18 protein-coding genes and 1 pseudogene are annotated in these 13,884 nt (G+C 35.9%); 16 read left to right on the top strand and 3 right to left on the bottom strand.

What is annotated here, in order from left to right:
* Positions 1–34: 34 nt before the first annotated feature.
* The gene (locus JKP73_RS15875; protein ID WP_200411543.1) at positions 35–1,153 is read right to left on the bottom strand and encodes an NAD(P)/FAD-dependent oxidoreductase; all 1,119 of its coding nucleotides are present in this window, start codon (positions 1,151–1,153) and stop codon (positions 35–37) included.
* Complete coding sequence (locus tag JKP73_RS15880) at positions 1,154–1,606, bottom strand: DinB family protein (RefSeq protein ID WP_160807386.1); 453 nt, start codon at positions 1,604–1,606, stop codon at positions 1,154–1,156.
* Positions 1,607–2,092: 486 nt separating this feature from the next.
* Between JKP73_RS15880 and JKP73_RS15885 the strand changes: the two genes are divergently transcribed.
* From JKP73_RS15885 to JKP73_RS15955, 15 genes and pseudogenes are all read left to right on the top strand, one after another.
* Positions 2,093–2,674 (top strand): hypothetical protein, encoded by a 582-nt coding sequence (locus JKP73_RS15885; RefSeq protein WP_160807385.1) that lies wholly within the window; start codon positions 2,093–2,095, stop codon positions 2,672–2,674.
* Between the two features lie 73 nt (positions 2,675–2,747).
* A complete protein-coding gene (locus tag JKP73_RS15890) occupies positions 2,748–3,680 on the top strand; it encodes a manganese-dependent inorganic pyrophosphatase (protein ID WP_160807384.1) in 933 nt (310 codons plus the stop codon).
* A gap of 251 nt (positions 3,681–3,931) precedes the next feature.
* Positions 3,932–4,084: a small acid-soluble spore protein P gene (locus tag JKP73_RS15895; RefSeq protein WP_021291998.1), complete on the top strand. Its 153-nt coding sequence runs from the start codon at positions 3,932–3,934 to the stop codon at positions 4,082–4,084.
* A 107-nt stretch (positions 4,085–4,191) separates the two neighbouring features.
* Positions 4,192–4,575, top strand: coding sequence for a large conductance mechanosensitive channel protein MscL (mscL, locus tag JKP73_RS15900; RefSeq protein ID WP_021291999.1), 384 nt, complete (start codon positions 4,192–4,194; stop codon positions 4,573–4,575).
* 437 nt (positions 4,576–5,012) lie between these two features.
* Positions 5,013–5,363 (top strand): DUF4260 domain-containing protein, encoded by a 351-nt coding sequence (locus JKP73_RS15905; protein WP_021292000.1) that lies wholly within the window; start codon positions 5,013–5,015, stop codon positions 5,361–5,363.
* A gap of 149 nt (positions 5,364–5,512) precedes the next feature.
* A complete protein-coding gene (locus tag JKP73_RS15910; RefSeq protein WP_021292001.1) occupies positions 5,513–5,899 on the top strand; it encodes a CotD family spore coat protein in 387 nt (128 codons plus the stop codon).
* Positions 5,900–5,958: 59 nt separating this feature from the next.
* Positions 5,959–6,513 (top strand): SLOG family protein, encoded by a 555-nt coding sequence (locus JKP73_RS15915; RefSeq protein ID WP_021292002.1) that lies wholly within the window; start codon positions 5,959–5,961, stop codon positions 6,511–6,513.
* A gap of 192 nt (positions 6,514–6,705) precedes the next feature.
* Positions 6,706–7,377: an SIMPL domain-containing protein gene (locus JKP73_RS15920; protein ID WP_051739224.1), complete on the top strand. Its 672-nt coding sequence runs from the start codon at positions 6,706–6,708 to the stop codon at positions 7,375–7,377.
* A gap of 98 nt (positions 7,378–7,475) precedes the next feature.
* Positions 7,476–7,856: a DnaJ family domain-containing protein gene (locus JKP73_RS15925; protein ID WP_234447128.1), complete on the top strand. Its 381-nt coding sequence runs from the start codon at positions 7,476–7,478 to the stop codon at positions 7,854–7,856.
* 123 nt (positions 7,857–7,979) lie between these two features.
* Positions 7,980–8,462 (top strand): GNAT family N-acetyltransferase, encoded by a 483-nt coding sequence (locus tag JKP73_RS15930; protein ID WP_021292006.1) that lies wholly within the window; start codon positions 7,980–7,982, stop codon positions 8,460–8,462.
* Positions 8,463–8,511: 49 nt separating this feature from the next.
* Positions 8,512–8,889 carry a cupin gene (locus JKP73_RS15935; protein WP_200411544.1) on the top strand — a complete coding sequence of 126 codons (378 nt, stop codon included), beginning with the start codon at positions 8,512–8,514 and terminating at the stop codon, positions 8,887–8,889.
* A 25-nt stretch (positions 8,890–8,914) separates the two neighbouring features.
* The gene (locus JKP73_RS15940) at positions 8,915–9,553 is read left to right on the top strand and encodes a VC0807 family protein (RefSeq protein WP_021292008.1); all 639 of its coding nucleotides are present in this window, start codon (positions 8,915–8,917) and stop codon (positions 9,551–9,553) included.
* 39 nt (positions 9,554–9,592) lie between these two features.
* On the top strand, positions 9,593–10,300 hold the full coding sequence (locus tag JKP73_RS15945) for an aspartate/glutamate racemase family protein (protein WP_200411545.1): 708 nt from the start codon (positions 9,593–9,595) through the stop codon (positions 10,298–10,300).
* Positions 10,293–10,674: pseudogene (locus JKP73_RS15950) on the top strand (VOC family protein). The gene JKP73_RS15945 and the pseudogene JKP73_RS15950 overlap by 8 nt, the downstream one beginning before the upstream one ends.
* Positions 10,675–10,782: 108 nt before the next feature.
* Entirely contained in the window at positions 10,783–11,715 is a 933-nt protein-coding gene (locus JKP73_RS15955; RefSeq protein ID WP_200411546.1) for a phosphotransferase, read from the top strand.
* Positions 11,716–11,770: 55 nt separating this feature from the next.
* Here JKP73_RS15955 and JKP73_RS15960 read toward each other — a convergent pair whose 3' ends face one another.
* Positions 11,771–13,288, bottom strand: coding sequence for a DHA2 family efflux MFS transporter permease subunit (locus JKP73_RS15960; RefSeq protein WP_051739273.1), 1,518 nt, complete (start codon positions 13,286–13,288; stop codon positions 11,771–11,773).
* Between the two features lie 338 nt (positions 13,289–13,626).
* Here JKP73_RS15960 and yxzF point away from each other — a divergent pair, with 338 nt between their 5' ends.
* Positions 13,627–13,731, top strand: a complete 105-nt coding sequence (gene yxzF / locus JKP73_RS23770; RefSeq protein ID WP_021292013.1) for a small protein YxzF — start codon at positions 13,627–13,629, stop codon at positions 13,729–13,731.
* The last annotated feature ends 153 nt before the right edge of the window (positions 13,732–13,884 follow it).

Consider the following 13,884-nt stretch of genomic DNA (forward strand, 5'->3'; position numbering starts at 1 on the left):
CATCCTTCTCTTTGTGTGTAATAAAGGCAATGTGCTAGTAAATTGCTCCATTAATATCATAGTTGTCTAAATCAATCTCATGCTCTTGATCTGTTGCCATTTTTGCTAATTGTGATCCTATATATGGACCCATCGTAAGACCAGTAGATCCTAAACCATTCGTTAAATAAAGTCCTTTAAACTTAGGTATTGGACCGATAACTGGAAGGAAATTTGGCGTTACCGGGCGAAAACCTACCCTCGCTTCCACTATCGTACTGTCAGAAATGCCAGGAGCATATTCCATTGCTTTTGATAATATTTCATGAAGTCCCCCAGCAGTGATACGTGGATCGAACCCTACATTATGTTCATGGGTAGCACCCAGAACAATTCGATTGTCTGGAAAGCTAAGCATGTATTGATTATTAGGTGGTTTAACAACTGGCCATGTAGCTGTTTCTTCATATGGATGAGCTACATGTAATATTTGTGCACGCTGTGCTTCGACTTGAAATTTGATCCCTAATGGTTTCAATAGTTCAGGCATCCAAGCGCCAGTAGCGGCAATAACTGAATCAGCAGGTAATTTTTGATTATCTACGATCGCTCCAATCACCTTATGTCCAGCAACGTTTAATTCGGCACTTCCATTGATAAAAACAGCACCATGTTTTTGTGCACCGTTTAATAAAGCATCTCGCAGTTTTTGGCCATTTACACGAGCAGCACCACTTACGTAAACAGAGCTATAGTTGTTATCCAATAATTTGAATTTACGCTTTGTTTGTTCAGGATCTAGTATTTCAATATGTCCTATTTCTGGTGCGTCTATTTTTCTTTTTTCTGCTCTTTCTTTCATAGCAATCAATTTCTGTTCATCTTTATGAAGATGAAGTGCACCCACTTGATCATATCCTATGTCACCTTCACCATCTTTGGCAAGAGCATCTACAAGGCTTGGATAGATGCAAGCCCCTGCTTTTACAAGCTGATACCAAGCCTTATTTCTGCGTTGAGACAACCACGGGCAAACAATACCAGCCGCAGCATCTGTAGCTTGGCCATTATCTGAACGATCGATAATAGTGACTTCATGGTTGGCTTTAGCAAGGTAGTAGGCAGCAGAAGCTCCAGCTATACCTCCACCTACTACAATGATCTTCTTTTTCATTTATTTGTTTTCTACTATACGCTTTATTGCTTTAATTTGGCCAAGATGTTCTGCTTCGTGATGAATAATCATTGCATAAATATCACCATATGTTTTGAAGTTACCAAACGGTAATGTATAGGGTAAATCTTTTGCAAGGAATTCCTCTGTCAATTCTTCAATACGTGGTGCTTGTGTTTCCAAATCTTTAATCAGATTCGCTAGGCTAGGTACGCTCTCAGGCCAATCGGCCGGTTTCGTACCAGTCGCAAATAAGTCATTATAGTATTCTGGCAGCTGATTGGTTTGTTTTGGAAAGCCGAATAATAGACTTTCTGCGGTTACAAGAATATGGCCGATATGCCAATGAATGTTGTTATTAAATTCTTTTGGCTGCACATCAATCACTTTAGTGTCTAAGTTCTTAATAAATGAAAGTAAACTTCCCCGTGTAAATGAAAATTGATTAATCATTTAACTTCGCCTCCAATTCAAAAATAACTCTATCTATCATGATAAAAATAATTACGGAAAAAGTAAACTATTTGAAGGGTTTACAAGAAGAATCAAGAATTAATTATCAAGAGGACTAGCGAGGAATGGGAATGAACAAATCATATAGCTCGCTATTTTATGTCTTCCTGAAAATACAATGGTGGAGGATAATAATGGAAAATAAATGCAGCAGAATTGGAATAATAATGTCTATAAGATTATGGTTTTTATGAGGATCAAGCAATACCAGAAATAACTGAAACGTCCATAAAGGGATATTTTATGATTAATCTTCAAGATCGTCGAGACTATCCATTAAATCCAGAGTTACATGTGGTAAATATTAGTACTGAGCAAGCAATTGAACTTACGTATCAAAAACATAAGCTTTAACTAATGGAATGCTATCATAATCGACGTATCTAGATCTTTTGAACAGTTGTTCAAAATAAAGGGAGTTTTAATATGAAGCGGAAAAAGACAAAGAGAAGCTGGGGGTGGTTTGGCTGGACAATATTGAGTGTTGTGTTAGTCACCATTATTGGTTCAACTGTGTTTTTCTTTACCATCTTTCAATTCAATATCTCCTCTCTATTTCAGGAAAGCGAGGCAGCCAATAATTCGGAAGTGAATGAAGAAAATTCACAGCAAAATAATGATGAAACATCTAAAAATATTGAGCATGTACAAGAAACTGTAGGAAAACAACATCAGGTAATTGGTACATTTATTTCTGAGACACATGCATTTTATAATGAGACGACAGGTTATGGTGGTATAAATAATTTGGATTGGGATGAACAACAATCAAAAGCAAAAACGATACAATCCCAAATCCATTTGCAATTAAGGGACGTGAAAAATGAATCACTAAAGAATGATTTGGAGAAGGTGAATGTTTTTGCAAAACGTGTCGTCAAAGACCAATCAGTCGAAGCTGTTCAGAGTCTACATCGATATTTTCATGATTTAGACATCGCTTTAAATGAATACAACGGGTATGACAAAATTTGGAATGTCACCGAAACATTAGCAGAAACAGACTAAATAAAACGCTATTCAATTTCCTTGAATTTTGATAAGCTATTATTGGTAGAAGCTTAATAGAAGGAGAATGATCATGGGAAAAACGTTAATTTTTGGCCATAAAAATCCAGACACTGATACAATCTGTTCGGCGTTAGCTTATGCTGATTTAAAGAATAAACTTGGAGTTCCGGCAGAGCCAGCAAGATTAGGTTCCGTTAATAAGGAAACCCAATTTGCATTAGATTATTTTAAAACGGAAGCTCCACAACGCATTGAAACAGTGGACAATGATGTAAGCGAAGTTATACTTGTCGATCACAATGAATTCCAACAAAGTGTAGATAATATTAAGGATGTACGTATTGCAGAAGTAGTTGATCATCATCGAATTTCCAATTTTGAAACAAGTGAACCACTTTATTTTCGTGCAGAACCAGTAGGTTGTACAGCCACTATTCTAAATAAAATGTATAAAGAAAATAAAATAGAGGTCACAAAAGATATTGCTGGTCTTTTAGTTTCAGCAATTATTTCCGATTCATTATTACTCAAATCACCAACATGTACAAAAGAAGATGTAGATGCTGCTTATGAATTAGCTGAAATTGCTGGCATCAACCTTGAAGCGTACGGTTTAGAAATGCTTCAAGCTGGTGCAGACTTAAGTGATAAATCTGTAGCCGAATTACTTACGATGGATGCAAAAGAATTTTCTATGGAGGATGCAAAAGTAGAAATTGCTCAAGTCAACGCGGTGGATACGGCGAAGATTTATGCGCTTCAAGATGAGATTAATCCAGAAATAGAAAAAATCATAAACGAAAAAAATCTTGATTTATTCTTGTTTGTTGTAACAGATATTCTAAATAATGATTCAGAAGTGTTGGCACTTGGAAATGGCAAAGCGAAAGTGGAAGAAGCATTTCATGTTCGTTTAGATAATAACAATCGTGCCTTGCTTAAAGGTGTTGTCTCACGTAAAAAACAAATTGTTACTGCTTTAACAGATGCATTCACAAAATAGAATGTTTTTCGTAAAAAGTGAGAGCTTTTAGGCATTCGACTTTTTTACTGTGCTAAGCGACGGGTTACTTCAGCTAACTAAACATAGTAATATTTTGGCTTTCTGCGCTCTATTTAGCTGTTGTAGGATGGAATTCACTGATTTTATTTATCCCATACATTTATGATTAAGCGACAAGTCAAATGTTCGGTCGATGAATAAATGAGAATACTACCTCAAATGCTATGTAGTGTGAAAGGAGGAAGTTATCCATGGGAGGTAAGCCAAAAGGACCGAAGCAGCAAGAGCATCCTAATTTGCCACAAAGCCCCAAACAGCCATATGGTGAACCATTAAGTGGTTCTAAGAAAGTAAAGAATGCAAATCACTCGAGACAAAAGCATAACCCGCATCATGGTCTTTAGTATCAAGGTATCCTGTTTTAGGATACCTTGTTTCTTTTATATCATTCTCATTGTAATTACATATATAAATTAATTCATGTATAGGATGGAACAGGGGGATGATCTAGTTGTGGAAGGATTTTAAAGAATTTGCATTTAAGGGTAATGTAATTGATTTAGCTATAGCGGTGGTGATTGGCGCGGCATTTAGTGGTATCGTTTCATCCCTAGTGGATAATATCATTACTCCATTGATTGAAATCCTCTTAAATGGGATGGACTTTACCGATTTAACTTATACGATTGGAAATGCAGAGATTTTATATGGCATGTTTATTCAGTCTGTTGTAGATTTCTTTATTATTGCTTTGTCTATTTTTTTCATTATCCGCTTGTTTATGGCATTTAAACGCAAAAAAGAGGTAGAGGTGATTAAGTTATCATCAAAAGCAAACCCTCAAGAAAAACTGCTTAAGGAAATTAGAGATATATTGAAAGAAAAAAATAAATAAAAGGAGGTAAGATATGGAAATTAGAGCTTATGGGCCAATTTCGAGAAAAGTTGGCTAAGGTTGCAGGGTTCTTTTTTCGAAACTACTTATTTTGATCATGCTTTACATCAAAAAGAGACATACAAAAATCCGGAAATTGAATGTGAGTTATGCTTATAGATGAGCAAGTAGTGGGGATTATTGATGTTGAATATGAGTTAGCATGAAATAAATGGGTTTAACCATGTATTCTCTTATTTATAAGTTACATGGAGGGAGAAACAGAATTAGGAGCCATTACAACCAGTTCAAGCTTGGGCACACTGCACAAGAAAGGACGTGTCAACTATACATTCTACTTTCAATCGTTACCTAAATGTAGCAATTTTGAAAAGCGTTTAAATGAAACCGTGACGAATTAACATTAGCAATAAATAAGCATAAAGGGAGGCGTGTCGATGCAACCGAAAACAATCATTCGTATAGAAGGCGTAGCGGTTTTGTTAATAAGTATCTATGTTTATGCAGCATATGAATTTAATTGGCTATTATTTGGATTATTCTTGTTTGCTCCAGATCTCTCCATGGTTGGTTATCTAAAAAGTAAGCAAACGGGAGCCTGGGTGTATAACATCTTTCATACCTATGCACTGCCTATTATTATTGTGATGCTTGGCTTTATCTTTGTTCATACATGGTTTCTTAAAATTGCGCTCATCTGGTTTGCGCATATTGGAATGGACCGAATGTTTGGGTTTGGTTTAAAATACAAGACTGCATTTAAAGATACACATATACAACGAGTTTAGTGGCTTATTGAGATTGTTAGCTTTGCAGTTATATGATGATGAAAACCATGAAAATAATTTCTCCTGACTGGGTAATTGTCTTATACAAATCGTAGTTACTTGCCATACGTTATTAGTGTAGTAAATACAGGAAAGGGGAGTCTTTATTCATGAGACGTCATCATCATGGGAACTGTGGTTGCCCAAAACAAGTCGTTCATCCAACTAAATATAATAATGTACAACAATGCTCAGAAGATGTAGTAGAACATGTTCATCCGTCGCACACAACCGTTCACAATCATCACACAACAGTTAACAAACACGTATTTCCACATTCAACTTCCGTACAAAATACGAGTGACAATGTAGATGTTTATGGAGGATCATATAACGTACCTTCTCAAGTAGGAGGAGCAATGGATCCGGGTTATGGGAATGGAAACGGTAACGGAAATGGGCAAGTTGGGGGAGCAATGTACCCAGGTATGGGCCAAGGAATGGGTCATGGGTGCCACAAGCCTAAACATTGGAAAAAACCACATAAATGGTGTTAACTTAATGTAAAAGGCTGGCATACGATATGCCAGCCTTTTATTATAAGGAGGAGTGAGATGTGAAGATTCTAACAGTAACTGGTTATAAACCAATGGAGATTAATATCTTTAAAGAGGATGATCCTAGGATTACATATATTAAAGCAGCTATCACGAAACGACTCATTCCATTAATCGAAGAAGGATTAGAATGGATACTTATTTCAGGGCAAATGGGAATTGAGTTGTGGACTGCAGAAGTTGTACTTGATTTGCAACAAGAATACAATGTGAAATTAGGAATTTTCCCTCCTTTTGAAAATCAAGAAAGTCGCTGGCCAGAGACAATTCAGGAAAAATATCAAATGATTACAACAACAGCTGATTTTTATAAACCAATCTACAAAGGAGATTATCAGGGGGCTTTTCAGTTTAAGGCAAAGAATATGTGGTTAGCTGATAAAAGTGATGCATGCCTCTTATTAATGGATAGTGAGTATCCAGGAAGTACGCGCTTTTTCTATGAAATTGCAAAGCAGGTAATGGAAGAACAAGCTATTTTCATAATTACCCCAGCGGATTTAGATGATGTTGTAGAGGAGATAAGAATGGCAGATCCGGATTATTGGGGGTAAATGTTATTCACAAATATCCCCCTAAAGTTCAACAAAAATAAAACGTAACAAAACCCCCTCCAGGTCCACCATATACAACCAATCTGCATGAAACGAAAGCAATTTCTTGATTTCGTTTTCTTTCAATCTGAACCGTCAATATTTTCTCCCTTTATGCATACAATTTACTAATTCATGAAAGGAGGAGTGCAGATGCAATATACTTATCCTTACTATAGACAACCGTTCACTCCTAATCAGGTTGAGTCAAATCGAAGAACGATGGAGGTTTATGGAGATGGTAAAGTTTCTGTAGAACCTAATGTCGTAACCATTCAATTAGCTGTTGTTACAGAAAATCAATCCCTACAAACAGCGCAGGAAGAAAATGCAATGCGAATGAATCAAGTTATTCAAGCGCTAAATAACGAGGGAGTACCTAAAGAAGTGATTCAAACGGCAGCCTATACTATTTCTCCCAAGTATGAATATGAAGATGGAAAACAAATGGATCGTGGTTACCAAGTTACAAATGCTGTTCAAATTAGGGTGAAAGATATTAGTAAGATTGGCAGGATAATTGATACAGCAGTGGATCAAGGTGTAAATCGGGTCTCTAATATTACGTTTACCATTGATCAGCCACAAGTATATTATGAAGAAGCATTACGGTTTGCATTGGAAAATGGAGGCCAAAAAGCACAAACGATTGCTGATTCACTGCAACTTCAATTGGACCCAGTTCCAGTAAAGATTATCGAGCAAACAGAAGCACCACCTGTAGCCTACAAAACATTTGCTGCATCAGCAGAGAGTTTTGCAACACCTATTGAACCAGGCCAGATCGAAATTGAAGCCTCAGTAGAGCTGCAATATCAGTATTAGTTTCGTACTTGACAACTTTTTGAACATCTCAAAAAAGCAGGTATTTAAAGAAAATTGGCGAATATAACATATAAATAGGAAAATAATTAAAAATTGAAATGAGTGGTGAATGGATGGATAAAGATGATAAAGAATATGAAGGAAATGAGCGAATTAAATATGCAGACCCAATAGGTGAAATGATAAAAAAAGCAGAAAATGATGGCCAATTTGACAACTTGCCTGGTAAAGGAAAGCCTCTTTATTTGGGAAAGAATTATCTAAATCCAGATGAAAAACAACTGTATAAAACGATGAAGGATAATCATGTTCTACCAAAATGGGTGGAATTAGCTAATGAAATTGATCATATAAAAAAAGAATTTTTAACGTTGGATGGAGAGGAGCGGCTAAAGAAAATCAAAATCATTAATAAAAAAATAAAAGCGTATAACTATGCTTGTCCACCGTCACTACAACGGAATAAAATAATGGAATGATTTCAATATTTTTGTGGTTACATGCATGAATAGCGACGTAGGAATAAGCAAAAAGTCCTCCGTCTTTTTTTGTGTTATCATTAAATTCATAATATAATGAATTTAATGGAAAGGAGCTTTGATATGGAATATAACATACGTCCAATGGCGGAAAAAGATATCACTCAAGTGCAACGTGTAGCGGAAACAAGTTGGCATACTACATATAAAGGATTAATACCACAGGCTGTACAAGATCATTTTTTAACAGAAGCATATAGTGCGAAAATGCTACAACGACGTATGAAATTCTCCTATATTCTGGTAGTCGAAGTAGACAACCAAGTGATAGGCTTTGTCAATTATTCACCAGTTACTGAAGGGAAGGTAGAACTTGGTGCCATTTATTTGCTGCCTGATTATCAGGGGAAAGGGATTGGTACAGCTTTATTAGCGCGTGGGATAGAGATGTTTCCGGAAGCAAAGGTAATTTATATTAATGTTGAAAGAGATAATGAAATTGCTAAACCCTTTTATTATGCAAAAGGGTTTAAAGAAGTTGAAGTGTTTAATGAGGATTTTGATGGTCACCAATTACAAACCATTCGAATGGCTTTAAACCTTTAAACAAGAAATTTAATAATCATTAGTAAAAGAGCGTTCAGGAGGTAAGTTCATGAAAATTTTTAATTTTGCCAAAGATGCAGGGAATGCAATTACTCTATTTGGTTCAATTAATATGGTAATGTCACGAATTATCCAAATTGGAAAAGGTAGATATCCATATTGGATGTATTCCCATTTAGAAGCTAACGGAAAGATTGGCGAACATGCTGCCTCAACTGATCAATTATTACTAATCGTATCTGGTTCAGGCCAGGTAAAGGGAAAAGAAAATGTATTTCAGGATGTTACTCGTAACGATGCTGTACTTTGGGAGAGAACAGAAATGCATAAAACAATAACTGAAACAGGACTAACAGCAATTGTTATTGAAGGGAATAGCATTGATCCTGCACCTTATTTGCCAATGAAACAGGGGCATTCATATTGAATTATTTAAATTTAGGAGCGTACGTATGCAAAAGAATATCGTAATTTGGGATTTAATTTGTTATCTGGCTTTTCCATTATTGGTATGGAATGTTTTAAGGGATTACATCGGTGATTATCCTGCAATGCTTCTATCAACGATACCCGGAATTGTGTATTCCTGCATCCGTTTTTTTGCAGTAAAGAAGATAAATACGTTTGGTATATTTATGATTGTTACGTTAATTGCCAGTACCTTGGTAAACGTACTTGCTGGCTCAGCAATACAGATGCTTTGGAATAATGTATATTATGCATTTGCCATGGCCGCATTCTTTTTATTTACTATATTAATCAAACGGCCATTGGTTTTATTGTTTACCTTAGATTTTGCCGAGCTGCAAGGCCAAAGTCGTAAAAAAATGAAAAAAATTTTTTATGAGAAAAGATTTTATATGATCTTCAATTTAATTACGTTTGGATTTGCCATGAGGGAAGTTATCTTAGGAATTATAAAAGTTAGACTAATATCAGCATATGGCATAGAGGCGTTTGATAAAGGGTTAATCATTCGAAATATCCTCAGTTGGGGGATTACTGCATTATGTGTACTGGGATTTATTTATATATCGAAGCTTTTACATACGCAGACGGCGAATTATACAGGTAAGTTCAAGACGTACTGAATTCGGAGTAGGTTAAATAAAAGGAATGAGGAGAATAACGTGAGAACCATTGGTTTACTTGGGGGAATGAGTTGGGAATCTTCGGCAACATATTATGCATTAATTAATAAAGAAGTGAAAACACGGCTGGGTGGATTGCATTCAGCTTCTTGCATTATGTATAGCGTTGATTTTCATCAGATGGAGAGGTATCAATCTACAGGTAAATGGGAAAAAGCAGGTCAATTGCTTGCAAATGCAGCTAGGTCGTTAGAACAAGCTGGAGCTTCTTTTATCATACTTTGTACAAATACGATGCACAAAGTCGTTGACATGATTCAAGCTGCTATCACGATACCGGTCCTACATATTGCGGATGCTACAGCGAAAACTATTAAACAAAAAGGCATGAAGAATGTTGGTTTACTTGGGACGGCTTATACGATGGAACAAGATTTTTATAAGTCACGCCTTGAAGAACATGGAATTCATGTGGTGATTCCTGATCAAGAAGAAAGACGCAACATAAATGACATCATATTCAATGAATTATGTCTGGGTCATACTCATACATCTTCAAGGGCTGTTTTTCAAAAGGTGATAAATGAACTGATCGAACAGGAAGCCGAAGGTGTTATTTTAGGCTGTACAGAGATTGGCATGTTACTCAAAAGCGAAGATGTCATACTGCCTATTTTTGATACGACAACTATACATGCGTTAGAGGCGGTAAACCAATCGTTAAAAGGAGGCATCCAACTTGAATAACAGGTTATTACGAGCAGGCACGACTTATTTACCTATAAAGGAGTTAGAATTATCAATAACTTGGTATGTTCATTATTTAGGTGCTGTGCTTACCTATCAAGATAAAAATTAAACGATTCTTAATATGGCAGGCCAAAGTTTTTGTCTAGTGAAAGCGACGGACGGTCAAAGCTAAAATTTTTTAGATCAACGTGGTCAAGAATGCTTTTCACTTGTCGTTTGAATTCAATGGATAAACTGATTTACTAAAGCTACATAGCGAATTATCCAGTCATCATATAAAAGTAGGTCCTATTGAAAACAGAGGACATGCTGGTAGGAATTTTATCTTTTCTGATCCTAATGGTAAGCAATTTGATGTATGGAGTGAGTGATGAGATAATTTTAAACAATGTATGAAATAAACATGAATCTTACGAAAGGAATTACCAAGGTTTTGGCTGATTAAGCCCAATTTGCAGGTAATGTAGAGGGATTATCAAATGAATAGTAGTAAAATAATGAAGCATTTTGGAATTAAGACGGATGAAGCACCAATAAGTATTTATCCGTTCTCTCCAGTTTATAAAGTTCAACATACTACAGGAAATATAATTATAAAGAGAACACAGCAACCATTAGAAAAAGCGAAAAGGTTAATGAAGTACTTATTGCATTTAAGGAAAAACAAGATTGATATTGTCACCCCGGTTGTATTGGACAGAGAGAATCCAATAGAGACGGAGGATGCGTGTTATGTGGCATATCCGTTTATAGAAGGTGAAGGTTACATTGCCTCGGAAAAGTCGATTAAAGAAGCAGGTAGATTACTTGGTTCCATTCATAGACTATCGGAGAGTACGAATACCTATCAGCTTCCAGAATACAATGTGTATGATTTTACAATAGAGGAAGTGGAAGAAAGTATGGCGGCAATTAGGAGATATGCAATGCCATATAAGGAGGATGTTCAGGTTCCTAAATTAAGAAAGCGATTATTAAAAGTGGTGGGACAACAAGATGAAATCAAACATGCTAAATTACCACATGTTGCAACACCCCATGATTATAAAGCAAATAATTTAGTATATACACCTGAGCCTTTTTTAATTGACCCAGATAACGCTACATGGATTCCACGTATTTTTGATTTAGCTCTCGTTTTATTATTGTTTCATAATGAATTAGAAACAGCCCCCGATCGTACATTCACTCCTGATGAATGGTACATATTTATGGATGGTTATACAGAGTATGTAAGATTAACTATGGAGGAGAAACATTTTTGGAAAAAAGCAGTAGAACATGTTTTTTTAGATGAAGTAATGTGGTTAATGGCTGAAGTTCCAGAAGATTGGAAGAGCCCTTCGCAACGTAATTTATTTCAGAGTATCGTCCATTTACTATTTCACATAGAGAACTACCACCTCAATTAATTTCATGCTAAGGACAAATACCTGGTGATCTGCTCACCAGGTATTTGTCTTTCCATTATGACTGATTTGGAACGGGAGTTTGCTGACTATCTTGCATTTCTGCTTGTTGCATTGCCATCTCCTGTTGCTGTTTTTGACTCTCTGTTGTATCAACACGTTTCATAAATAGAGCTAAAATCAATGCTCCTACTGCAATTATGGTTGATATGAAGAAGGTAAAGTTAATTCCGCTTAACATTGCCTCATTCATAATTTGGGCTTGCATTTCTGCCATCGCTTGGTCAGAAGGAACAGCACTCGGATCCATATTTGCCATTGCTTGCTCACCCAACTCAGTTGCCTTACTTTCTGTGCGATTATTCATTACTGTAATTAATAGTGCAGAACCAATTGCTCCTGACACTTGTTGTAGGGTATTATTCATTGCAGTTCCGTGCGGGTTATCTTTAATTGGTAGTTGGTTTAAGCCATTTGTCATAACAGGCATCATGACCATTGACATTCCGAACATACGAACCGTGTATAGAAGCATGATCGTACCATAAGCAGTATCCATATCTAGACGGCTAAAGAAATAGGTTGTTGCAATGGTAATGAATAGACCCGTAATTGCTAACAATTTTGGCCCGTATTTGTCAAATAATCTTCCTGTAATTGGTGACATAATTCCCATCACAAGTGCTCCTGGTAGCATTAATAACCCAGAATCTAGTGGAGAAATGCCACGAATCGTCTGTACGTAAATAGGCATTAAAATCATTGCTGAGAACATTGCTACAGCAAGGACAATGGAGATAGCGGATGATAATGCGAACATCGAATGCTTAAAGATTCGAAACTCTAACATTGGATCATCCATTCGTAATTGACGAAGAATAAGGCCAATGACAGACAAGGCTCCAACAATAATCGTTCCATAAACAGATGGATCATTCCATCCGCTTTCTCCTGCTGAACTAAATCCATAAAGTAACCCACCAAAACCTAAACTTGATAAAATAATGGACAGGATATCAAGTCTAATGGCTCGTTGCGGGGTAATATTTTTTAATTTAACGATTGCATAGATTAGTGTAAATACAGCAAACGGGAGTACAATATAGAATAGCGTTCTCCAATCATAATGTTCAATAATCCAACCAGATAATGTTGGGCCAATTGCAGGTGCAACAATCATTACCAAACCAAAGGTTCCCATTGCTGTACCTCGTTTTTCGACTGGAAATGCGGTTAGCATGACATTCATTAATAATGGCATCATCACTGCTGAACCGGCCGCTTGAATCATTCGAGCTACAAGTAGTATTCCAAATGAAGAGGCAAGGGCAGCTGTTAGTGTTCCAGCTGTAAATAGAGCCATGGCAGTTATAAATAAACTTTTATTGGTAAACCGCTGAATAAAAAATGCGCTTGCTGGAATAAGAATTCCGTTTACCAGCATATATCCATTTGTTAACCACTGTACGGCGGATGGACTTACATCAAATTCGGCCATAATTGACGGCAATGCTATATTTAATAACGTTTCATTTAATATGGCAACAAATGCTCCAATAAATAAAATAGCGATCATTCCATAGGGTGGACGTTTTTCAATAGAATGTGCTTCCAATTGTTCATTCCTTCTTTCATTCTGAAGAGTAATTTTTTATATAATACTAACCTATTTTATACTCATAGTATAATAAAATCAATATCTTTATTGAAAATTTACATTAAAGTTGATTTGGCAGCGTTTTACTGATCAGATTTATTTATAAAATGGTGCTTTTTTCTTCCGCTGTTTTTTTGGTTTTGTACACTTATTATAATACTTTCGTTAATAGAGAATAATGCATCAATATAAAGGTTTGGTTTAACTTCTTGAGAATTAAGGTATGATAGAAATATAAATAAATTGGAGGAAATACGATGAAAAGGTTAATTCGAAAACTAATAAAATATGGTCCCATTATCTATCCGGTAATAAAAAAATATTTAAATAAACGAAAATCCAAAAAATATCCAGGAGATTAATAAAAGGCGAAGCGTTTCTGAGCTTCGCCTTTAAAAATGGTTGAAATCAACAATATGGAGGGGCTCGACTAGAGGAAACTAATCAGTAATGTACTTGATGTACATGGACATCCTGCATAGGGCATTTATGGTTTTTCTAATCTGTTTCATAAA

The sequence above is a fragment of the Virgibacillus salexigens genome, assembly GCF_014905415.1.
GTDB lineage: Bacteria > Bacillota > Bacilli > Bacillales > Amphibacillaceae > Virgibacillus > Virgibacillus salexigens.

Bases quoted from the DNA above. Each gene is read 5' to 3' on its own strand.
- JKP73_RS15960 (WP_051739273.1), bottom strand. From the start codon at position 13,288: ATGATCGCTATTTTATTTATTGGAGCATTTGTTGCCATATTAAATGAA.
- JKP73_RS15955 (WP_200411546.1), top strand. From the start codon at position 10,783: ATGAATAGTAGTAAAATAATGAAGCATTTTGGAATTAAGACGGATGAA.
- JKP73_RS15880 (WP_160807386.1), bottom strand. From the start codon at position 1,606: ATGATTAATCAATTTTCATTTACACGGGGAAGTTTACTTTCATTTATT.
- JKP73_RS15940 (WP_021292008.1), top strand. From the start codon at position 8,915: ATGCAAAAGAATATCGTAATTTGGGATTTAATTTGTTATCTGGCTTTT.
- JKP73_RS15905 (WP_021292000.1), top strand. From the start codon at position 5,013: ATGCAACCGAAAACAATCATTCGTATAGAAGGCGTAGCGGTTTTGTTA.
- JKP73_RS15935 (WP_200411544.1), top strand. From the start codon at position 8,512: ATGAAAATTTTTAATTTTGCCAAAGATGCAGGGAATGCAATTACTCTA.
- yxzF (WP_021292013.1), top strand. From the start codon at position 13,627: ATGAAAAGGTTAATTCGAAAACTAATAAAATATGGTCCCATTATCTAT.
- JKP73_RS15930 (WP_021292006.1), top strand. From the start codon at position 7,980: ATGGAATATAACATACGTCCAATGGCGGAAAAAGATATCACTCAAGTG.
- JKP73_RS15890 (WP_160807384.1), top strand. From the start codon at position 2,748: ATGGGAAAAACGTTAATTTTTGGCCATAAAAATCCAGACACTGATACA.
- JKP73_RS15875 (WP_200411543.1), bottom strand. From the start codon at position 1,153: ATGAAAAAGAAGATCATTGTAGTAGGTGGAGGTATAGCTGGAGCTTCT.
- JKP73_RS15910 (WP_021292001.1), top strand. From the start codon at position 5,513: ATGAGACGTCATCATCATGGGAACTGTGGTTGCCCAAAACAAGTCGTT.
- JKP73_RS15920 (WP_051739224.1), top strand. From the start codon at position 6,706: ATGCAATATACTTATCCTTACTATAGACAACCGTTCACTCCTAATCAG.
- JKP73_RS15895 (WP_021291998.1), top strand. From the start codon at position 3,932: ATGGGAGGTAAGCCAAAAGGACCGAAGCAGCAAGAGCATCCTAATTTG.
- JKP73_RS15885 (WP_160807385.1), top strand. From the start codon at position 2,093: ATGAAGCGGAAAAAGACAAAGAGAAGCTGGGGGTGGTTTGGCTGGACA.
- JKP73_RS15925 (WP_234447128.1), top strand. From the start codon at position 7,476: ATGAGTGGTGAATGGATGGATAAAGATGATAAAGAATATGAAGGAAAT.